20 protein-coding genes are annotated in these 20,372 nt (G+C 72.8%); 13 read left to right on the plus strand and 7 right to left on the minus strand.

Annotated elements, in window-relative coordinates; all coding sequences use genetic code 11:
- Positions 1 to 84: 84 nt before the first annotated feature.
- Both IE109_RS17640 and IE109_RS17645 read right to left on the minus strand, forming a co-directional pair.
- Positions 85 to 378: an MTH1187 family thiamine-binding protein gene (locus IE109_RS17640; RefSeq protein ID WP_189551838.1), complete on the minus strand. Its 294-nt coding sequence runs from the start codon at positions 376 to 378 to the stop codon at positions 85 to 87.
- On the minus strand, positions 375 to 719 hold the full coding sequence (locus tag IE109_RS17645) for a DUF3817 domain-containing protein (protein ID WP_189551839.1): 345 nt from the start codon (positions 717 to 719) through the stop codon (positions 375 to 377). The genes IE109_RS17640 and IE109_RS17645 overlap by 4 nt, the downstream gene beginning before the upstream one ends.
- A gap of 173 nt (positions 720 to 892) precedes the next feature.
- Between IE109_RS17645 and IE109_RS17650 the strand changes: the two genes are divergently transcribed.
- The 4 genes from IE109_RS17650 (at position 893) to IE109_RS17665 (ending at position 3,565) form a co-directional block, all read left to right on the plus strand.
- Positions 893 to 1,531, plus strand: a complete 639-nt coding sequence (locus IE109_RS17650; RefSeq protein WP_189551840.1) for an AIM24 family protein — start codon at positions 893 to 895, stop codon at positions 1,529 to 1,531.
- The gene (locus tag IE109_RS17655) at positions 1,531 to 2,181 is read left to right on the plus strand and encodes an AIM24 family protein (protein WP_189551841.1); all 651 of its coding nucleotides are present in this window, start codon (positions 1,531 to 1,533) and stop codon (positions 2,179 to 2,181) included. The genes IE109_RS17650 and IE109_RS17655 overlap by 1 nt, the downstream gene beginning before the upstream one ends.
- Positions 2,178 to 2,951, plus strand: coding sequence for an AIM24 family protein (locus IE109_RS17660; protein ID WP_189551842.1), 774 nt, complete (start codon positions 2,178 to 2,180; stop codon positions 2,949 to 2,951). Before IE109_RS17655 ends, IE109_RS17660 begins: the two co-directional genes overlap by 4 nt.
- A gap of 137 nt (positions 2,952 to 3,088) precedes the next feature.
- The gene (locus tag IE109_RS17665) at positions 3,089 to 3,565 is read left to right on the plus strand and encodes a MarR family winged helix-turn-helix transcriptional regulator (RefSeq protein WP_064071800.1); all 477 of its coding nucleotides are present in this window, start codon (positions 3,089 to 3,091) and stop codon (positions 3,563 to 3,565) included.
- Positions 3,566 to 3,576: 11 nt separating this feature from the next.
- On the opposite strand, the gene IE109_RS17670 is transcribed toward IE109_RS17665, so the two are convergent.
- Together IE109_RS17670 and IE109_RS17675 are read right to left on the minus strand one after the other, a co-directional pair.
- Positions 3,577 to 4,929, minus strand: a complete 1,353-nt coding sequence (locus tag IE109_RS17670; protein WP_189551843.1) for a sensor histidine kinase — start codon at positions 4,927 to 4,929, stop codon at positions 3,577 to 3,579.
- The gene (locus tag IE109_RS17675; protein ID WP_189551844.1) at positions 4,926 to 5,585 is read right to left on the minus strand and encodes a response regulator transcription factor; all 660 of its coding nucleotides are present in this window, start codon (positions 5,583 to 5,585) and stop codon (positions 4,926 to 4,928) included. Before IE109_RS17675 ends, IE109_RS17670 begins: the two co-directional genes overlap by 4 nt.
- A 118-nt stretch (positions 5,586 to 5,703) precedes the next feature.
- On the opposite strand from IE109_RS17675, the gene IE109_RS17680 reads away from it, so the two are divergent.
- Positions 5,704 to 6,036: a PepSY domain-containing protein gene (locus IE109_RS17680; RefSeq protein ID WP_189551845.1), complete on the plus strand. Its 333-nt coding sequence runs from the start codon at positions 5,704 to 5,706 to the stop codon at positions 6,034 to 6,036.
- 176 nt (positions 6,037 to 6,212) lie between these two features.
- Here the strand turns inward: IE109_RS17680 and meaB are convergent, their stop codons facing one another.
- Together meaB and IE109_RS17690 are read right to left on the minus strand one after the other, a co-directional pair.
- On the minus strand, positions 6,213 to 7,172 hold the full coding sequence (gene meaB, locus IE109_RS17685; RefSeq protein WP_064071804.1) for a methylmalonyl Co-A mutase-associated GTPase MeaB: 960 nt from the start codon (positions 7,170 to 7,172) through the stop codon (positions 6,213 to 6,215).
- A gap of 28 nt (positions 7,173 to 7,200) precedes the next feature.
- Complete coding sequence (locus IE109_RS17690; protein ID WP_189551846.1) at positions 7,201 to 8,409, minus strand: acetyl-CoA C-acetyltransferase; 1,209 nt, start codon at positions 8,407 to 8,409, stop codon at positions 7,201 to 7,203.
- Positions 8,410 to 8,546: 137 nt separating this feature from the next.
- Here IE109_RS17690 and mce point away from each other — a divergent pair, with 137 nt between their 5' ends.
- From mce to IE109_RS17725, 7 genes are all read left to right on the plus strand, one after another.
- A complete protein-coding gene (mce, locus tag IE109_RS17695) occupies positions 8,547 to 8,987 on the plus strand; it encodes a methylmalonyl-CoA epimerase (protein ID WP_189551847.1) in 441 nt (146 codons plus the stop codon).
- A gap of 175 nt (positions 8,988 to 9,162) precedes the next feature.
- Positions 9,163 to 13,248: a polarized growth protein Scy gene (gene scy / locus IE109_RS17700; RefSeq protein ID WP_189551848.1), complete on the plus strand. Its 4,086-nt coding sequence runs from the start codon at positions 9,163 to 9,165 to the stop codon at positions 13,246 to 13,248.
- A 115-nt stretch (positions 13,249 to 13,363) separates the two neighbouring features.
- Entirely contained in the window at positions 13,364 to 14,302 is a 939-nt protein-coding gene (locus tag IE109_RS17705; RefSeq protein WP_064071808.1) for a coiled-coil domain-containing protein, read from the plus strand.
- Positions 14,303 to 14,529: 227 nt separating this feature from the next.
- Positions 14,530 to 15,465 (plus strand): ABC transporter ATP-binding protein, encoded by a 936-nt coding sequence (locus IE109_RS17710; RefSeq protein ID WP_189551849.1) that lies wholly within the window; start codon positions 14,530 to 14,532, stop codon positions 15,463 to 15,465.
- A gap of 2 nt (positions 15,466 to 15,467) precedes the next feature.
- Complete coding sequence (locus IE109_RS17715; RefSeq protein WP_189551850.1) at positions 15,468 to 16,247, plus strand: ABC transporter permease; 780 nt, start codon at positions 15,468 to 15,470, stop codon at positions 16,245 to 16,247.
- A gap of 254 nt (positions 16,248 to 16,501) precedes the next feature.
- Positions 16,502 to 17,716 carry an ABC transporter ATP-binding protein gene (locus IE109_RS17720; protein ID WP_189551851.1) on the plus strand — a complete coding sequence of 405 codons (1,215 nt, stop codon included), beginning with the start codon at positions 16,502 to 16,504 and terminating at the stop codon, positions 17,714 to 17,716.
- Positions 17,716 to 18,528: a DUF2705 family protein gene (locus tag IE109_RS17725; protein ID WP_189551852.1), complete on the plus strand. Its 813-nt coding sequence runs from the start codon at positions 17,716 to 17,718 to the stop codon at positions 18,526 to 18,528. The genes IE109_RS17720 and IE109_RS17725 overlap by 1 nt, the downstream gene beginning before the upstream one ends.
- Positions 18,529 to 18,569: 41 nt before the next feature.
- On the opposite strand, the gene IE109_RS17730 is transcribed toward IE109_RS17725, so the two are convergent.
- Positions 18,570 to 18,899, minus strand: coding sequence for an Rv1322 family protein (locus tag IE109_RS17730; protein ID WP_189551853.1), 330 nt, complete (start codon positions 18,897 to 18,899; stop codon positions 18,570 to 18,572).
- A 193-nt stretch (positions 18,900 to 19,092) separates the two neighbouring features.
- Between IE109_RS17730 and IE109_RS17735 the strand changes: the two genes are divergently transcribed.
- Complete coding sequence (locus IE109_RS17735; RefSeq protein WP_189551854.1) at positions 19,093 to 20,127, plus strand: LLM class flavin-dependent oxidoreductase; 1,035 nt, start codon at positions 19,093 to 19,095, stop codon at positions 20,125 to 20,127.
- The last annotated feature ends 245 nt before the right edge of the window (positions 20,128 to 20,372 follow it).

Raw genomic sequence — 20,372 nt, forward strand, 5'->3', positions numbered from 1 at the left:
CACCGGTTTGGCGACACCGGCGGACCGCGCGGCCACCCGGAGAACCCCCGGCCACGCGGGCCGGGGGCCGTCGTACGCGGGCCGTCAGGCGGAGAGGTGGCGCTCCACCGTCTCCACCTTGGCGGTCAGGCCGTCGGTGACGCCCGGCCGGATGTCGGCCTTCAGGACGAGCGAGACGCGCGGGGCGCGGGCCTCCACGGCGGCGACGGCCCGCCGGACGACGTCCATGACCTCGTCCCACTCGCCCTCGACGGAGGTGAACATCGCGTCGGTGCGGTTCGGCAGTCCCGACTCCCGGACCAGCCGGACCGCGTCGGCGACGTACTCGCCGACCTCCTCGCCGACGCCGAGCGGGGTGACGGAGAAGGCGACGATCACGCGCTCACCGTGCCCTCGCGGCGGGCGCGGGAGGCGATGACGGCGTCGTCCGCGGCACGCCTGAGCTTGCGGTCGGCGTAGAAGCCGCCGAACGGCAGGACGGACAGGACGAAGTAGAGCGCGGCGGTCTTCAGGTCCCACTTGGTGCGGTTCCACGCGTCCGCCCACAGCAGCACGTACAGGACGAACAGCACGCCGTGGATCGCGCCCATGACCGGGACCGCGTTGAACTCCGTCGTGCGCTTCAGCACCGAGCAGACGAGCAGCAGGATGAACGACACGGCCTCCGGCGCGGAGACCAGTCGGAGGCGGTGGAGGGAAGCGGCGGTCTTGATGTCCACGGGGCAGCACCTTCGGCGTCGGTCGGGGTCGACTGTCGCCCGGGCACCGATCTTGTGAATGGATGCACAAGCGACCCGTCCATTGTGACAGGCGGCTTCGCCCGCCCTGTGCCAGGGTCGGGATCCTCCTCGGGGAGCTGTCCGCACCCCCGGCCACCGGATACCGTCGTGGCGTGGCAACGTTCCGACTCCAAGGCACCAAAGTGCTGGCCGTCGACATGACCGGTGACGCCGTCAAGGCGAAGAACGGCTCGATGGTCGCGTACGACGGTCAGATGGCCTTCAAGAAGATGTCCGGCGGCGGCGAGGGGCTGCGCGGGATGGTCACCCGCCGCCTCACCGGCGAGCAGATGGAGATGATGGAGGTGAAGGGGCAGGGCACCTGCTACTTCGCCGACCGCGCCTCCGAGATCAACCTGGTCTCCCTGCACGGCGACAAGCTGTACGTCGAGTCCAGCAACCTGCTCTGCGCCGACGCCGGCCTGCGCACCGGCACCACGTTCACCGGCCTGCGCGGCGGGGCGAGTGGGACCGGCCTGTTCACGACCACCGTCGAGGGCACCGGGCAGGCCGCGATCATGTCGGACGGCCCGGCCGTGGTGCTGCGCGTCACGCCGCAGTACCCGCTGTCGGTCGACCCCGGCGCGTACGTGGCCCACCAGGGCTCCCTCCAGCAGAACCTCCAGTCCGGTGTGACCTTCCGCACACTGATCGGCGAGGGTGGCGGCGAGGCGTTCCAGATCCGGTTCGAGGGCGACGGCCTCGTGTACGTCCAGCCCAGCGAGCGCAACACGGTCGGAGGGGACGTCTGATGTCCCTCCGCGAGGTGAACTCGAAGATGGTCGAGGCGACCGTCTCCCCGGGTCAGAAGATGTTCAGCCAGCGTGGCGCGATGCTGGCGTACCGGGGCGACGTCACTTTCACGCCGAACACGGCGGGTGGCCAGGGCGGCGTGATGTCGATGATCGGCCGCCGCGTCGCCGGTGAAGCGGCCCCGCTCATGACCGTCGAGGGCAGCGGCACCGTCGTGTTCGGGCACGGCGGCCACCACATCCAGGTCATCCGGCTGAGCGGCGACACCCTGTACGTCGAGGCCGACCGCCTGCTCGCCTTCGACGGCACCCTGGAGCAGGGCACCATGTTCATGGGCTCCCAGGGCGGCGTCATGGGCATGGTGCGCGGCCAGGTGACCGGGCAGGGCCTGTTCACCACCACCCTCAAGGGTCACGGCGCGGTCGCCGTGATGGCCCACGGCGGGGTGATCGAGCTGCCCGTCACCCCCGGCCGCCCCGTGCACGTCGATCCGCAGGCGTACGTGGCCCACCACGGCGACGTGCGCAACAAGCTCTCCACCGCGCTCGGCTGGCGCGACATGGTGGGGCGCGGCTCCGGCGAGGCGTTCCAGCTGGAGCTCAGCGGAAGCGGTGCGGTGTACGTCCAGGCGTCGGAGGAGAAGCTGTGAGCACGCCCGTCATCCACGACCCCTCGACCCTGCCGAGCGACGACAACGTCAACGCGTACACCTTCTGCGTGGAGCTGAAGGGCTCCCAGTGGTTCCTGCAGAAGGGCAAGATGATCGCCTACTACGGGCGCATCGACTTCAACGGCATCGGGCACGGCCGCCTGGACCGGCTGGTGCGGACGAGCTTCCACTCGCCGCTCCACGCGAGCGACTGGGTGGTGGCGGAGGGCAGCGGCAAGATGCTGCTCGCGGACCGCGCCTTCGACGTCAACTCGTACGACCTGGACGACGGCAACCTCACCATCCGCGCCGGCAACCTCCTCGCGTACCAGCCGTCGCTGGCCCTGAAGCAGTCCATCGTGCCGGGCTTCCTCACCCTCCTGGGCACGGGGAAGTTCGTGGCCGCGTCGAACGGCCCGGTGGTCTTCATGGAACCGCCCCTGCGGGTGGACCCGCAGGCGCTGGTCGGCTGGGCGGACTGCCCCTCCCCCTGCCACCACTACGACCACGGCTACATGACCGGCGTCATGGGCGGCCTCCGGGCGCTGACCGGGCTCGGCGGGGCGTCGGGCGAGGAGCACCAGTTCGAGTTCGCCGGCGCGGGGACGGTGCTGCTCCAGTCGACGGAGGTGCTGATGGCGGACCCGGGGACGGGCACGGTGCCGCACGAACCGGGCGTTCCTGGGGCGGGATCCGGCCACGGGCAGCAGGGATCCGCACCGCGCCTTCCCGGACAGCTGGGGGACCTCCAGCGTCGCTTCGGGCTGTGAGCGGTAGTCTGCGGAGTGTGACGCCCTCGAACGTCTGCACCCTTGACCCGGTACGGACGCGAGGACGGGGGGCCGGCGTGCCCGGCGTCACCGACCCGAAATCGTCCAGAATTCAACTTCTTAGGTAGAATCCATATATGGAGACCGAGACGGCCACCAACTGGCTGACCGATGCCGAGCAGTGCGCCTGGCGCACCTATCTGGACGTCAACAGGCTGCTGACGTACCAGCTGGAGAAGGACCTCCAGCCATTCGGCCTGACCAACAACGACTACGAGATCCTGGTCAACCTCTCGGAGGCGCCCGACCGCCGCCTCCGCATGAGCGACCTCGCCGCCGCGACACTCCAGTCCAAGAGCCGGCTCTCCCACCAGATCACCCGTATGGAGAACGCGGGCCTGGTCCGCAGGGAGAACTGCGAGTCCGACCGGCGGGGACTGTACGCGGTGCTCACCGAGCAGGGGATGGAGACCATGCAGAAGGTGGCCCCCCACCACGTCGACTCCGTGCGCAAGCACTTCATCGACCTGCTGAGCCCCGAGGCCCTGGACGGCCTGCGCCAGTCCCTGAAACCCATCGCCGAACAGCTCCGGGGCCTGCGCGGCAAACCCTGACGGGCCGCGGCTCACCCGGCCGCCGGCAACCGCAGCTCGAACCGCGCGCCGCCCGACCCCGCACGCCCCACCCGGAGCGTGCCGCCATGACGTACCGCCACGTCACGGGCGATGGCCAGCCCCAGCCCCGCGCCCCCCTCGTCGCGGCTGCGCGCGTCGTCCAGACGGACGAACCGCTCGAAGACGCGCTCCCGCTCGGGCTCCGGCACGCCGGCTCCGTCGTCCTCGACGGCCAGCACGACGTGCCGGCCCTCGCGGCGCACCGTCACGGCCACCGCCGTCTCCGCGTGCCGCTGGGCGTTGTCCAGCAGGTTGCCCAGCACGCGCGCCAGGTGCCCGCGCGAGCCGTCGACCTCGGCCTCCACCGCCTCGACGCGCACCGGCACCCGGTCGCCCGTCCGCTGGGCCACCTCCTGCCGGGTCAGGGCCGCCAGGTCCACCCGCCCGGAGCCGGGCCGCTCCCCCGCGTCCAGCCGCGCCAGCAGCAGCAGGTCCGCCGCGAGCCGCTGCAGCCGTACGGTGTCGGCGACCGCCCCCGGGAGGTCCAGCAGCTCCGGGTGCGCCGCGCCGACCTCCAGCTGGGTGCGCAGGCTCGCGACGGGGCTGCGCAGCTCGTGCGAAGCGTCCGCGACGAACCGCCGCTGCCGCTCCACGCTCGCCTCCAGCACGGCCAGCGTCTCGTTCGTCGTCCGCGCCAGCCGCGCCACCTCGTCGCGCGTCGCCGGCTCCGGGACGCGCCGCGACAGGTCCTCCGACGCCGTGATCGCGGCCATCTCCCGCCGGATGCCCTCGACCGGCCGCAGCGCCCGGCGCGTCACCAGCCACGTCACGCCGCCCACGACGAGCAGCAGCGGCGGCAGCGCGGCCAGCATCGCGCCCCGCACACCCGCGACCGTCGCCTCCTCGGTGGCGAGCGGCGCCCCCGCGTACACGGTCACCCCCGACACCTCGACGGCGGCGAAGCGGTACGTCGCCGTCTCGCCGTCGACCGTGACCTCCCCCGTCGAGTGGTCCACGTCCTCCGACACCTCGCCGCCCCCGGCTCCGCCCGCGACGGCCCTCGTGCCGGGGCTCGACGTCCCCGCGATCCGCTGGACGTCCTCCCCGACGGCGACCACCCGCCCACGGTCGTCGACCACCTGCACCGGGTGCTCCTCGGTGTCGTCGGGCAGGTCGAGCTCGGCGAAGGGCGTGCCGTTGGCGATCTGCGACGCCACCGAGCGTGCCGCCACCTCCGCCTGCAGCCCCGCCTGGTCCACCAGGTTGCCGCGCAGCACCCCCAACAGCGCCACGCCCGCCACCACCAGGGCGAGAGCGACCACGAGCGTGGCTCCCAGCGCGGTCCGCGCGCGTACCGAACTCACCGCCGCTCCAGCCGGTACCCGGCGCCCCGCACCGTCGTGATGACCCCCGGCCCCAGCTTCCGCCGCAGCGCGCTCACGTACACCTCGACGATGTTCGGATCGCCCTCGTAGGCGAAGTCCCACACGTGCTCCAGGACCTCCGACTTCGACACGACCTCCCCCGCCCGGGTGGCCAGCTCCTCCAGCACGGCGAACTCCTTGGTGGTGAGGGCCACCTCCTCCTCCCCCACCCGGACCCGCCGCCCCGCCGTGTCCACGGTGAGCGCCCCCACCCGGAGCACCGGCGACGCGGAGCCCCCGCCGCGCCGCAGCAGCGCCCTGACCCGCGCCAGCAGCACCACGTACGAGAACGGCTTGGTCAGGTAGTCGTCGGCCCCCGTGTCGAGGCCCTCCGCCTCGTCGTACTCGCCGTCCTTCGCGGTGAGCATCAGGATCGGTACGTCGTTCCCGGCGGCCCGCAGCGCGCCGCACACCCGGTAGCCGTTCATCCCCGGCAGCATGATGTCGAGGACGACCAGGTCGTACGCCCCCTCGCCCGCCTGGTGCAGGCCCTCCAGCCCGTCGTGGACGACGTCCACGGCGAACCCCTCGGCCCGCAGGCCGGCCGCCAGCGACAGGGCCAGCCTCTTCTCGTCCTCCACGATCAACAGGCGCATGCGTTCAGGGTCCCAAACGGAAGCTGAAGAACCCTTCAGCCGCCTTCAGCGTGGGTTCAGCGAGCCGTCGGCACCGTGGTGGGCGTACCGAACGCACCATCGCATCGGAGGACCTCCCATGAAGCGCAACCTCATCATCGCCACGATCGCGGCGGCGGCCCTGGCCACGGGCGGCACGGCGGCCGCGTTCGCCACCGCGTCGGAGGACGGCGACGCGCCCGTGAAGGCTCCCGAGGTCACGGCCCGGCAGGCCCTCGACGCGGTCGCCTCCCACGGCACCGTGCTGTCGCTGGACCTGGACGACGACGGCGACGCCAAGCCGGCCTGGGACGTCGAGCTGCTCACCAAGGACGGCAAGACCCAGGACTGGACGGTGGACGCGCGGACGGCGAAGGCGAAGCTGGACGCCTCGGGCGCGTCGGACACCTCGGACGGCTCCGACGACGACTGACGGCCGGGCCCCCGTCCGGCGGCGGCGGCGGGCCCTCCCCGGGGGCCGGCGGCCCGCTCTCCCCAGGCCGGCTGCCGACCGGTGGGGGTGGGGTGGGCCCCTGCGGGCTCACCTCCTCGGGGCCGGCGGCCCCACGGCTGGACGCCCGGCCGGGCCGCACCCCGGCCGGGCCACTGTCACCGGCCCGTCAGGCCCGCCACCAGCTCGTCCGCCGCCGCGTACGGGTCCAGCTCGCCCGCCACGATGCGCTCCGAGAGCGCGTCCAGGCGCCGGTCGCCGTGGAGGTCGCCGATCCGTTCCCGCAGGGCGGTGACCGCGATCGTCTCGACCTCGTGCGCCGCCCGCGCGCGGCGGCGTTCCGCGAGGACGCCCCGTTCCTCCATCCACGCGCGGTGCTTCTCCAGCGCCTCGACGACCTCGTCGACGCCCTCGCCCCGCGCGGCGACCGTCTTCACGATCGGCGGCCGCCAGTCGCCGGGCCCGCGCGACTCACCGAGCCCGAGCATGTGGTTCAGCTCGCGTGCCGTCGCGTCGGCACCGTCCCGGTCGGCCTTGTTGACGACGTACACGTCGCCGATCTCCAGGATGCCCGCCTTCGCCGCCTGGATGCCGTCGCCCATGCCGGGCGCGAGCAGCACCACGGACGTGTCGGCCTGCGAGGCGATCTCGACCTCCGACTGCCCGACGCCGACCGTCTCGACGAGCACCACGTCGCAGCCGGCCGCGTCCAGCACCCGGATGGCCTGGGGGGCGGCCCAGGCCAGCCCGCCCAGGTGTCCCCGGGTCGCCATCGAGCGGATGTACACGCCGGGGTCCGACGCGTGCTCGGACATCCGCACCCGGTCACCGAGCAGCGCGCCGCCGCTGAACGGCGACGACGGGTCGACGGCGAGCACACCGACCCGCTTCCCGGCCCGCCGGTACGCGCTGACCAGCGCCGACGTCGACGTCGACTTGCCGACGCCGGGCGAGCCGGTGAGGCCCACGACGTACGCGCCGCCCGCGAGCGGGGCCAGCGCCGCCATCACCTCACGGAGCTGCGGGGACGCCCCCTCCACGAGCGAGATCAGCCGGGCCACGGCACGCGGCCGGCCCTCCCGTGCCTGGGCGACCAGTGCGGGGACGTCCACCTTCACGTACGTAGCTCCTTACTCGCAGCGAGGATTACTTGCCGTTGCCCGGGACGCGGAGGATCAGCGCGTCGCCCTGACCGCCGCCGCCGCACAGCGCCGCCGCGCCGACCCCGCCGCCGCGCCGCTTGAGCTCCAGCGCCAGGTGGAGGACGACACGGGCGCCGGACATGCCGATCGGGTGCCCGAGCGCGATCGCGCCGCCGTTGACGTTCACCTTTTCCGGGGACACCCCGAGGTCCTTCATTGACTGGACGGCGACGGCCGCGAACGCCTCGTTGATCTCGATCAGGTCGAGGTCGGCGACGTCCAGCCCCTCCTTCTTCAGCGCGTGCCGGATGGCGTTCGACGGCTGGGACTGGAGGGAGTTGTCCGGACCGGCGACGTTGCCGTGGGCGCCGATCTCGGCGATCCAGTCGAGGCCGAGCTCCTCGGCCCTCGCCTTGCTCATCACGACCACGGCGGCGGCGCCGTCGGAGATCTGGGAGGAGGTGCCCGCGGTGATCGTGCCGTCCTTGGCGAAGGCCGGGCGGAGCTTGCCCAGGGACTCGGCCGTGGTCTCGGGCCGGATGCCCTCGTCCTTGCTGAAGACGACCGGCTCGCCCTTGCGCTGCGGGATCTCCACCGGCGTGATCTCCGCCTCGAAGAGGCCGTTCTTCTGCGCGGCGGCGGCCCGCTGGTGGGACAGGGCGGCGATCTCGTCCTGCGCCTCACGGGCGATGCCCAGGCGCGTGTTGTGCTTCTCCGTGGACTCGCCCATGGCGATGTTCTCGAAGGAGTCGGTGAGGCCGTCGTACGCCATGGCGTCGATCATCTCGATCGCACCGTACTTGTAGCCCTCGCGGGACTTGGGCAGCAGGTGCGGCGCGTTGGTCATGGACTCCTGGCCGCCGGCCACGACGACGTCGAACTCGCCGGCGCGGATCAGCTGGTCCGCCAGCGCGATCGCGTCGAGACCCGAGAGACACACCTTGTTGATGGTGAGCGCGGGCACGTTCATGGGGATGCCGGCCTTGACGGCGGCCTGACGGGCGGGGATCTGGCCGGCGCCGGCCTGCAGCACCTGGCCCATGATCACGTACTGCACCTGGTCACCGCCGATGCCGGCCCGGTCCAGCGCGGCCTTGATGGCGAAGCCGCCGAGGTCGGCGCCCGAGAAGGTCTTCAGCGAGCCGAGGAGGCGGCCCATGGGCGTACGCGCGCCCGCGACGATGACTGAGGTGGTACCGGTCGTTCCAGACATGAGGCACGGCCCCTTGGATGTGGGAGTGAACGAGGGTTTACCGCCAATGTACTGAGCGGTACGTGTCCTGGTCACCGGGCAGCCAGTGTGACGGCGCGCACGTTGCGTAACCACCTCCTCCGCGCTGCACTGGTCCCATGCTGACGCGAATCGACCACATCGGGATCGCCTGTTTCGACCTCGACAAGACCGTTGAGTTCTACCGTGCCACGTACGGCTTCGAGGTGTTCCACGAGGAAGTCAACGAGGAGCAGGGAGTCCGCGAGGCCATGCTCAAGATCAACGAGACGTCCGACGGGGGCGCCTCCTACCTCCAGCTCCTGGAGCCCACCCGCGAGGACTCCGCCGTGGGCAAGTGGCTCGCCAAGAACGGCGAGGGCGTGCACCACATCGCCTTCGGCACGGCGGACGTCGACGGGGACGCCGACGCGATCCGTGAAAAGGGTGTGCGGGTTCTGTACGACGAGCCGCGCATCGGCTCCATGGGATCCCGTATCACGTTCCTGCACCCCAAGGACTGTCACGGCGTGCTGACGGAACTGGTGACCTCGGCCGGGACGTCCTCGGTGGAGCACTGACCTCCGGATTCCTGGCCCGGTAGAGTGGGCGGCTCCGGGCCGGGGCCGGATCGGGGCCGTGCCGCGGCGTCGTGGTCGAGCCATTCGATCTGACACCATTCCCCGGGGGGCCGTTCGCCGGCGAACGGTGCTCGTACCAAGAGAGTTGCGACCAGGGGACGGATGGGACCGCGCAGTGCGGGGCTACGAACGCCAGGAGAGCCACCGGGCTGACGACCACCTTTCGCGGTTCGAAGCCGAGATGGACCGGCTGAAGACCGAGCGGGAGAAGGCCGTCCAGCACGCCGAGGACCTCGGTTACCAGGTCGAGGTGTTGCGCGCCAAGCTCCACGAGGCGCGGCGCACCATCGCGTCCCGGCCGGCGTACGACAACGCCGACATCGGCTACCAGGCCGAGCAGTTGCTGCGGAACGCCCAGATCCAGGCGGACCAGTTGCGCTCGGACGCCGAGCGCGAGCTGCGCGAGGCCCGGGCCCAGACGCAGCGGATACTGCAGGAGCACGCCGAGCACCAGGCGCGCCTCCAGGCGGAGTTGCACGCCGAGGCGGTCCAGCGGCGCCAGCGGCTGGACCAGGAGCTCTCCGAGCGCCGCCAGACGGTCGAGGCCCACGTCAACGAGAACGTGGCCTGGGCGGAGCAACTGCGCGCCCGCACCGAGGCGCAGGCCCGCCGCCTGATGGAGGAGTCCCGCGCGGAGGCCGAGCAGGCGCTCGCCGCGGCCCGCGCGGAGGCCACCCGGCTCGCCGAGGAGGCCCGCCGGCGTCTGGGCGCCGAGACCGAGACGGCCCGCGCGGAGGCCGAGGCCATCCTGCTGCGCGCCCGCAGGGACGCCGAGCGGCTGCTGAACGCCGCGTCCACCCAGGCCCAGGAGGCCACCAGCCACGCCGAGCAGCTGCGCAGCGCGACGACCGCCGAGTCGGACCAGGCGCGCCAGCAGGCGGCCGAGCTCAGCCGGGCGGCCGAGCAGCGGATGGCGGAGGCGGAGGAGCGGCTGCGCGAGGCCCGCGCGGAGGCCGACAAGGTCGTGGCGGAGGCCCGCGAGTCGGCTGCCAAGCGGCTGTCGACCGCGGAGTCGGAGACGGAGCAGCGCACCCGTACGGCCAAGGCGGAGATCGCCCGGCTGGTCGCGGAGGCGACCAAGGAGTCCGAAGCGCTCAAGGCGGAGGCCGAGCAGGCGCTGGCGGACGCCCGCGCGGCGGCCGAGAAGCTGGTCGCCGAGGCGTCCGAGAAGGCCCGTACGGCGGCGGCCGAGGACAGTGCCGCCCAGCTCGCCAAGGCGGCCCGGACGGCCGAGGAGGTGCTGTCCAAGGCGTCGGACGACGCGCGGGAGACCACCCGCAAGGCGTCCGAGGAGGCGGAGCGGATCCGCCGCGAGGCGGAGAGCGAGGCGGACCGGCTGCGGTCAGAGGCCCACGACACGGCCGAGCAGCTCAAGGGCGCCGCGAAGGACGACACCAAGGAGTACCGCGCCAAGACGGTCGAACTCCAGGAGGAGGCGCGCCGGCTGCGCGGCGAGGCCGAGCAGCTCCGGGCGGAGGCCATCGCCGAGGGCGAGCGGATCCGGGGCGAGGCGCGGCGCGAGGCGCTCCAGCAGATCGAGGACGCGGCGAAGACCGCCGAGGAACTGCTGACCAAGGCGAAGGCGGACGCCGACGAGCTGCGCACGGCCGCGGCGGCCGAGAGCGAGCGGGCCCGCACGGAGGCGATCGACCGGGCGACGGCCCTGCGCAAGCAGGCCGAGGAGACGCTGGAGCGCACCCGCGCCGAGGCGGAGGAGCTCCGCACCGAGGCCGAGGAGCAGGCCGAGTCGGTGCGGGCCGCGGCCGAGCAGGCCGCCGCCTCGCTGCGCGAGGAGACCGAGCGGGGCATCGCCGCCCGGCAGGCGGAGGCCGCCGAGGAGCTGGCCAGGCTGCACGCGGAGGCGGAGACGCGCCTGTCGGGCGCGGAGCAGGCGCTGGCCGACGCGCGCACCGAGGGCGAGCGGATCCGCCGCGAGGCCGCCGAGGAGAGCGAGCGGCAGCGCGGCGAGGCCGCCGAGCGCATCCGTACGCTCCAGGCGCAGGCCGAGCAGGAGGCGGAGCGGCTGCGCACCGAGGCGGCGTCGGACGCGTCGACGGCCCGCGCGGAGGCGGAGAACGCGGCGGTACGGCTGCGGTCGGAGGCCGCCGCGGAGGCGGAGCGCCTGAAGACGGAGGCCCAGGAGTCGGCCGACCGGGTGCGCGCGGAGGCGGCGGCCGCCGCCGAGCGCGTGACGGCGGAGGCCGCCGAGGAGCTGGCCGCCGCGCGGGAGGAGGCCAACCGGCGCCGCCGCGAGGCGGAGGAGACGCTGGGCGCCGCGCGCGGCGAGGCCGACCAGGAGCGGGAGCGGGCGCGCGAGCAGAGCGAGGAGCTGCTGGCGTCGGCGCGCAAGCGTGTGGAGGAGGCGCAGGCCGAGGCGCAGCGGCTGGTCGAGGAGGCGGACCGGCGGGCGACCGAGATGGTGTCGGCCGCCGAGCAGACCGCTCAGCAGGTGCGGGACGCGGTCGCGGGGTTGCAGGAGCAGGCCGAGGAGGAGATCGCCGGGCTGCGGTCGGCGGCCGAGCACGCGGCGGAGCGGACGCGCGGCGAGGCGCAGGAGGAGGCGGACCGGGTCCGTTCCGACGCGTACGCGGAGCGGGAGCGGGCCGCGGAGGACGCGGGCCGGGTCCGGCAGCGGGCGCAGGAGGAGGCGGACGCCGCCAAGGCGCTCGCGGAGCGCACCATGGCGGACGCCATCTCCGAGTCGGAGCGGCTGAGGAGCGACACGGCCGAGTACGCGCAGCGGATGCGTACGGAGGCGTCGGACTCGCTGGCCGCCGCCGAGCAGGACGCGGCGCGCACCCGTGCGGAGGCCCGCGAGGACGCCAACCGCATCCGGTCGGAGGCGGCGGCGCAGGCGGACCGGCTGGTCGGCGAGGCGACGTCCGAGGCCGAGCGGATGACGGCCGAGGCGGCCGAGCTGCTGGCCATGGCCGAGCAGGACGCGGCGCGGCTGCGGAGCGAGGCCGAGCAGGTCAAGGCGGAGGGCGAGGCGCAGGCCGAGGAGCTGCGGGCGGCTGCCCGGGCGGACGGCGAGAAGGTCCTCGACGAGGCGCGGAAGGCCGCCGACAAGCGACGGGCGGACGCGGCGGCGCAGGCGGACCAGCTGGTCGGCGAGGCGACGGGCGAGGCCGAGCGGATCGGCGCGGAGACCGCCGAGCGGGTGGAGCGGCTGGTCGCGGAGGCGACGGCGGAGGCCGAGCGGCTGCGTGCGGAGGCCGCGGCGGAGGCCGAGCGGCTGGTGGCCGAGGCGACCGGCGAGGCGGAGCGGCTGCGGGCGGAGGCGGCCGAGGCGGTCGGCTCGGCGCAGCAGGCCGCGGACCGCATCCGTACGGAGGCCGAGCGGCTGCGTACGGAGTCGGAGGCGGCGGCCGAGGAGCTGCGCGCCGAGGCGCGGGCCGAGGCGGACCGGGTGGTCGACGAGGCGCGCGAGGCGGCGGCCAAGCGGCGGGCGGACGCGGCCGAACAGGCCGACCAGCTCGTCGCGAAGGCGCAGGAGGAGGCGCTGCGGGCCACCGCCGAGGCGGAGTCGCAGGCCGACACGATGGTGGGCGCGGCGCGCAAGGAGGCGGAGCGGATCGTCGCCGAGGCGACCGTCGAGGGCAACTCGCTGGTGGAGAAGGCCCGTACGGACGCCGATGAGCTGCTGGTCGGGGCGCGGGGCGACGCGACGGCCATAAGGGAGCGGACGGAGGAGCTTCGCCGGCGCACGGAGGCGGAGGTCGAGGAGCTGCACGAGCGGGCCCGCCGCGAGAGCGCCGAGCAGATGAAGTCGGCGGGCGAGCGGGTGGACAAGCTGGTGAAGGCGGCCACCGAGCAGCGGGCCGAGGCGGAGGCCAAGGCGAAGGAGCTGCTGGCGGACGCGAACTCGGAGGCGAGCAAGGTCCGTATCTCGGCGGTGAAGAAGGCGGAGGGGCTGCTCAAGGAGGCGGAGCAGAAGAAGGCGACGCTCACGCGCGAGGCGGAGAAGATCAAGGCGGACGCGGAGCGCGAGGCCGAGAAGATGATCTCCGAGGGGAAGCGGGAGCTGGAGGTGCTGGTGCGCCGCCGGGAGGACATTCAGGCCGAAATCTCCCGTGTCCAGGACGTGCTGGAGGCGTTGGAATCTTTCGAGGCGCCTTCGGGGGGTACCAAGGACGGCGGGGTCAAGGCCACTGCGGCGGCAGGGGTTACCCGTTCGAGTGGCAAGTCAACCGACGAGTAAGCCACTCAAAAGGCTGGACATTCTCCAGTTTGAACGGGCATCCGCTCGAAGACACGCCGTGTGGACCCCTAGGATTCCCCCTAACACCTCACCGGTCTCATTCGACAGGAACCCCATGAGCGACACTTCCTCCCCCTTCGGCTTCGAGCTCGTGCGGCGTGGTTACGACCGCGGTCAGGTGGATGACCGCATTACCAAACTCGTCGCCGACCGAGACAGTGCTCTGGCCCGAATCACCTCTCTGGAAAAGCGCATCGAGGAGCTCCACCTCGAGACGCAGAACGCCCAGGCCCAGGTCAGCGACGCCGAGCCGTCGTACGCCGGTCTCGGTGCCCGCGTCGAGAAGATCCTCCGTCTCGCCGAGGAGGAGGCGAAGGACCTGCGCGAGGAGGCCCGTCGCGCCGCCGAGCAGCACCGCGAGCTCGCCGAGTCGGCCGCGCAGCAGGTGCGCAACGACGCCGAGTCGTTCGCGGCGGAGCGGAAGGCGAAGGCCGAGGACGAGGGCGTCCGGATCGTCGAGAAGGCCCAGGGCGAGGCGAACTCGCTGCGTGCCGAGGCGCAGAAGGACGCGCAGTCCAAGCGTGAGGAGGCGGACGCGCTCTTCGAGGAGACCCGGGCGAAGGCCGCGCAGGCGGCTGCCGACTTCGAGACGAACCTCGCCAAGCGGCGGGAGCAGTCGGAGCGGGACCTGGCGTCGCGTCAGGCGAAGGCGGAGAAGCGTCTCGCCGAGATCGAGCACCGGGCGGAGCAGCTGCGCCTGGAGGCCGAGAAGCTGCGTACGGACGCGGAGCGCCGGGCCCGTCAGACGGTGGAGACGGCACAGCGTCAGGCCGAGGACATCGTGGCGGACGCGAACGCCAAGGCTGATCGTATCCGCAGCGAATCGGAGCGCGAGCTGGCGGCGCTGACGAACCGTCGCGACTCGATCAACGCCCAGCTGACCAACGTCCGCGAGATGCTGGCGACGCTGACCGGTGCGGCCGTGGCCGCGGCGGGTTCGCCGGCGGACGACGAGCCGGTCTCCCGCGGCGTCCCGGCGCAGCAGACCCGCTAGTCGGAGTTCCGGCCGGTCCCGTCGGTACGTCGGTGCCCGCCGGTCTTGCCGGTACGTCGGCCCCGTCGGCTCGTCGGTTCCCGAGGGCCCTGGGGGCCCATGACGCGCATGCCCGGCGGCCGTGCGCGCATGGGTCCCGCAGGGCCCTTCGCGTACACCGGACGCGGGTGTCGGCAGGCCCTGTCATTCCGGTGGCGGGCCGTCCGGGGCGCCCGTAGCGTGGACGGGTGATCGAGCTCGAGGGTCTAACGAAACGTTTCGGTACGAAGATGGCGGTCGACCACCTCTCGTTCCAGGTCCGCCCCGGTGTGGTGACGGGCTTCCTCGGTCCCAACGGCGCGGGCAAGTCGACCACCATGCGGATGGTGCTGGGCCTGGACCACCCGACCGGCGGTTCGGTCCGGATCGACGGCAGGCACTACCGGGAGCTCGACGAGCCGCTGAAGTACATCGGGGCGCTGCTGGAGGCGCGGGGGCTGCACGGCGGGCGGACCGCGTACAACAACCTGCTGTGCCTGGCGCAGTCGAACCGCATTCCGGAGAGCCGGGTCTCCGAGGTGCTGGAGCTGGTGGGGCTCACGGCCGTGGCCAGGAGGAAACCGAAAGGTTTTTCGATGGGCATGGGTCAGCGGCTGGGAATCGCCGCCGCGCTCCTGGGCAATCCGAAGATCCTGATGTTCGACGAACCCGTCAATGGTCTGGACCCCGAGGGAATTCACTGGATCCGCAATCTGATGAAGACCCTGGCCGCCGAAGGGCGGACGATCTTCGTTTCCAGTCATCTGATGAGCGAAATGGCACTGACGGCCGACCACTTGATCGTGATCGGGCAGGGCAGGCTTCTCGCCGACACCTCGATGGCGGATTTCATCCAGCGCAACTCCCGCGCTTTTGTACGGCTGCGCTCCCCGCAGCGGGAGCGGCTGCTCGACGCGCTGCACGGCGCCGGCCTGGCCGCGACCGAGGCCGGGGACGGCGCGCTGGAGGTCGACGGCGCCACCATCGAGGATGTCGGGGACCTGGCGGCCCGCCACGGCATCACCCTGCACGAGCTGAGCGCCCAGCGGGCCTCGCTGGAGGAGGCGTTCATGCGGATGACGGCGGCGTCGGTCGAGTACCACGCGCACTCCGCCACCGGGCCCCAGTGGTCGAAGGAGGTCTGACGATGGCCTCCGCACCCGCGGTCCTCAGGTCGGAGTGGACCAAGATCCGTACCGTCTCCTCCACGGTCTGGACGCTGGCCAGTGCCCTGGTCGTCACCGTCGCCATGGGCGCGGCGCTGTCCGCCCTGGTGCGCGAGACGTTCGACGAGATGCGTCCCGTCGAGCGGGCGACGTTCGACCCGACGGTGGTCAGCTTCTCCGGCATGCTGCTCGGTCAGCTGGCGATGGTGGTGTTCGGCGTCCTGGTGGTCGGTACCGAGTACAGCTCCGGCATGATCCGTACGTCCCTGGCCGCCGTCCCGCAGCGGGCGGCCTTCCTCTTCAGCAAGATCGCGGTGGCCGGGGCACTGGCCCTGCTGGTCGGCCTGGCGACCTCCTTCCTCAGCTTCTTCCTCGGCCAGGCCCTGCTCGGCGAGCACCGCACGACGATCGGCGACGATAACGTGCTGCGCGCGGTCGTCGGCGGCGGACTGTACATGGGGCTGATGGCGGTGTTCTCGATGGGTGTGGCCGCCATGCTGCGCTCGACGGTGCTGTCGCTCGGCATCCTGGTGCCGTTCTTCTTCCTCGTCTCCCAGATCCTGTCGAACGTGCCGAAGGCCAAGGAGGTCGCCGAGTACTTCCCGGACCAGGCGGGCTCCACGATCACGCAGGTCGTCCCCGGCGCCCTGGGCAGCGACCCGGCCCCCTACAGCCCCTGGGGCGGCATGGGCATCATGCTCCTGTGGGTCGCGGCGTCCCTGGTGGGCGGCTACCTGGTGCTGAAGCGGCGGGACGCGTAGGACGTGTCTTTTTGGATCAGGCCGGCACGCGAGCCCGGCAAGATCCGAAAGACACGCCCCCGCGCGGACGGCGTGAAGCTCGACATCACCGGCTTCGACCGCACCGCCGGACACTGCCCCCCGGGGCGCGGGCTCCGCCTCTGGCGACATGGCCGGAACCGTCAAGGGGCGGATACGCTCTTACCTCTTACGGGGGTCCTGCGTCAGCGTGCCGCGGGCCCGACGACGTGACCACCTGTCGATGGGGCTGGAGAATGATCGAGGCAGTCGGCCTGACGAAGCGCTACGGCGCCAAGACGGCCGTGTACAACCTTTCCTTCCAGGTGAGGCCGGGGACGGTGACCGGATTCCTGGGACCGAACGGCTCCGGCAAGTCGACGACGATGCGCATGATCCTCGGGCTGGACCGGCCGACGTCGGGGCACGTGACCATCGGCGGTCACCCCTTCCGGCAGTTGCCGAACGCTCCCCGTCAGGTGGGCGCCCTGCTGGACGCCAAGGCCGTGCACGGCGGGCGCAGCGCGCGCAACCACCTGCTGTCGCTGGCCCAGCTCGCCGGCATCCCGGCCCGCCGGGTGGACGAGGTGCTCGGGGTCGTCGGCCTCCAGGACGTGGCCCGCAAGCGGTCCAGCGGGTTCTCGCTGGGCATGGGGCAGCGACTCGGCATCGCGGCGGCGCTGCTCGGCGACCCGCAGGTGCTGCTGTTCGACGAGCCGGTCAACGGCCTGGACCCCGAGGGCATCCTCTGGGTGCGCAACCTGATGAAGGCGCTCGCCGCCGAGGGGCGGACGGTCTTCGTCTCCTCGCACCTGATGAGCGAGATGGCCCTCACCGCCGAGCACCTGATCGTCATCGGCCGCGGCCAGCTGCTGGCGGACATGAGCGTCAAGGACTTCATCTCGGCGAACTCGGCCGACTTCGCCCGGGTGCGCACCCCGCGGACCGAGCCCGCCCAGCGGGAGAAGCTGATGGGCGTGCTCGCGGAGGCCGGCGGGCAGGTCATGTCCGAGCCGGACGGGGCCCTGCGGGTGACCGGGCTGCCGCTGCCACGGATCAGCGACCTGGCGCACGGCGCCGACGTACGCCTGTGGGAGCTCTCGCCGCACCAGGCGTCGCTGGAGGAGGCGTACATGCGCCTCACCCAGGGCGCCGTGGACTACCGCTCCACGGCGGACCAGCGGGCCGGGCTGATGCAGCAGCCGGACCCGATGGGGTACGCGCCGCCGCCGGTCGTCCCGGAGGTGCCGCAGCAGGGCTGGTACGCCCCGCCGCCGCCCGGACAGAACCCGTACGCGGGCGGCGGGCAGCCCGGCGCGCAGCACCCGGTGGCCCAGCCGCCGCACGTGCCGCAGCCGTACCAGGCCGCCCCCGCCGCCCCCGCCGCCCCCACCGCTCCGCCGGCGGCCCCGGCCGCTCCGCCCGCGCCCGCCGCGGCCCCCGCAGACCTGAGCAAGAGCGAGGACGCCTGATGACCACCGCCCCCTACCAGCAGCATCAGTACACCTCGCCGATCCCGGTGCGCCGCGCGCACCTCGGGGACGCGCTCGCCTCCGAGTGGACCAAGATCCGTTCCGTGCGCTCCACGATGTGGACGCTCGGCGTGATGATCCTGCTCATGGTGGGCGTCGGGCTGCTCAGCGTCGTGGCCATCAACGCGACCGACACCGACCTCGGCGACGAGTCCGTCCTCAGCCTGGGCTTCAACGGCGTGCTGCTCGGCAGCATCTGCGTGGTCACGCTGGGCGTGCTGACCATCTCGTCCGAGTACGGCACGGGCATGATCCGTACGACGCTGACCGCCTGCCCCAGCCGCAGCCGCGTGCTGGCCGCCAAGGCGATCGTCTTCTTCGCGCTCATCCTGCTGGTCACCGCCGTGACCGCCGGCCTGGTCGCGGTCCTGCAGACCGCCCTGGTGGACAGCGGCACCGCGACCGGCGAGGAGTGGCTGCGCGCGACGGTCGGCGCCGGGCTGTTCACCGCCGTCCTCGGACTGCTGGCGCTCGCCGTCGGCGCGCTGGTCCGCCACTCCGCCGGCGCCATCACCATCATGATCGGTGTGATGCTGCTGCCGCTGGTCGCCGGCATCTTCATGTCGTCGCTGCCGAAGGTGCAGGAGTTCCTGTTCCAGTACTCGCTGCCCAGCCTGCTCATCGCCTTCTACAGCGACAGCGGCCTGATCGAGGGCGGCCCGCACGGCTGGACGCCGCTGTGGATCCTGTGCGGCATCACCGCCGTCGCGCTGGCCGGGGCGGCGCTCGCCACGGAGCGGCGCGACGTCTGACCTCCGCCGTCACGCCCCGCACCGGTGGCGGGGTCCCGCCTTCAGCGGCGGGGCGCGTTACGGGACCGCTGCACCTTCGTGGTGCGGCGGTCCCTCGCGTTCCAGCAGGCCTTGTGCCAGTGCCGCCGGTCCTCCACGCCCCCGTACTCGGGCCAGGCGACCACGTGCGGCACACCGCCGGGGATCTCCTGGTCGCAGCCGGGGCAGCGGTACCGCTTCCCGGCCGCGGCGGCGCCCGCCACGTGCCGTACCGACCAGTCCTCGTCCTGCCAGGTCTCGGTGCGGTGGAAGCTCCCGTACCTCTCACCCGGCTCGCCGCTGTTCTCGTTCGGCTTCTCGCCGCCACGGGGGCGGTTGCGGCGCGGTGACACGGAACACCTCACTGGGGCGGACGCGGATATGTGCCCGTCCAGCCTAGAGGCCGCGACTCCGGGTACTCGCGCGGTCCGGTTCGAGTTACCGGAAAATCGCAACAACTTCCCGACCGGCCGTTGCCTTTGGCACCTGCCAGACGTTGTTGCCAGTGAGGGGAGCCGCGTCGGCCGGTCAAGGAGGCATAAGGCGATGCGTGTGGGAACGTTTGTACTGGCGGCGCAATTTCCCGGCCAGGGCCAGGGGGAGACGCTGCACCGCGCGGTGCGGTCGGCGGAGGTGGCCGAGGAGGCCGGACTGGACTCGGTATGGCTGGCCGAGCACCACTTCGTACCGTACGGCGTGTGCCCGTCCGCCGTGACGCTCGCCGCGCTGCTGCTCGGACGCACGCGCCGGATCCGGGTCGGGACGGCCGTCAGTGTACTGCCGGCGACCCACCCCGTGGCGCTGGCCGAGCAGGCTGCGCTGCTGCACATCACCTCCGGCGGGCGGTTCACGCTGGGCGTGGGCCGGGGCGGGCCGTGGGTGGACCTGGAGGTTTTCGGCGCGGGTCTCGCGGCGTACGAGACGGGATTCCCCGAGTCGCTGGACCTGCTGCTGCGCTGGCTGCGCGAGCCGCGCGTCTCGGCGGAGGGTCCGCGCCACCGCTTCCGCGAGGTCGCCGTCGTACCGAGGCCGCAGGAGCTCATCGACGGCGATCCGGTGCCGGAGACGGTCGTCGCCTGCACCTCGGCGCGGAGCGTGCGGCTCGCCGCCGAGCGCTGTCTGCCGATGCTGCTCGGCATGCACTGCGGCGACGAGGAGAAGGCGGACATGGTGACCCTGTGGCGGCGCGAGGCGCTGGCCGCCGGCCACACCCCGGACGCGGTCGCGCGCGCGGCGGACGGCCATGTGTCGGCGGGCGTGGCACAGATCGCGGACCGTACGGCTGACGCGACGGAGGCCCTGGTCAAGGCGATGCCCGGCTGGCTGAAGCAGGGGCTGGACGCCCATGTGACCGTGGACGGCAGGCACCGCGCGATGCGGGACCCGCTCGCCTACACCGAGCTGCTGTGCCGGCTGCACCCGGTGGGCACCCCCCGGTTGGCGGCGGACCGGCTGGCGGCGACCTCGGAGCGTACGGGCATCACGCGCTTCGCGCTGCTCGTCGAGGGCTCGGGCGACGTCGCGGCGACGGAGGAGAACGTACGGCGGCTGGGCGCCGAGGTGGCTCCCCGGCTGGTATGAGGACCACCACCGTGCCGCCGCCCCCGCACCCGTCGCACCCCCCGCGATGCGGAGCGGCAGCACCGGGGCGTGTCTTCCGGATCGTGCCGGGCTCGCGCGCCCCGGTGGCACGCGCGTCCGCGGTGGTGTCGTCGGTCGCCCTCGCCGAGCAGTGGCTCCCTCCTCCCCCTCGCGTCCCCGCGTACCGCGCCGGCTCCCCCACGACGTCGGCCGCGCTCGACCAGGGGACCCCCACGCTGCCGGGC

Origin of the sequence: Streptomyces lavendofoliae (genome assembly GCF_014649735.1) — a bacterium.
In the GTDB taxonomy this organism is placed as follows: domain Bacteria; phylum Actinomycetota; class Actinomycetes; order Streptomycetales; family Streptomycetaceae; genus Streptomyces; species Streptomyces lavendofoliae.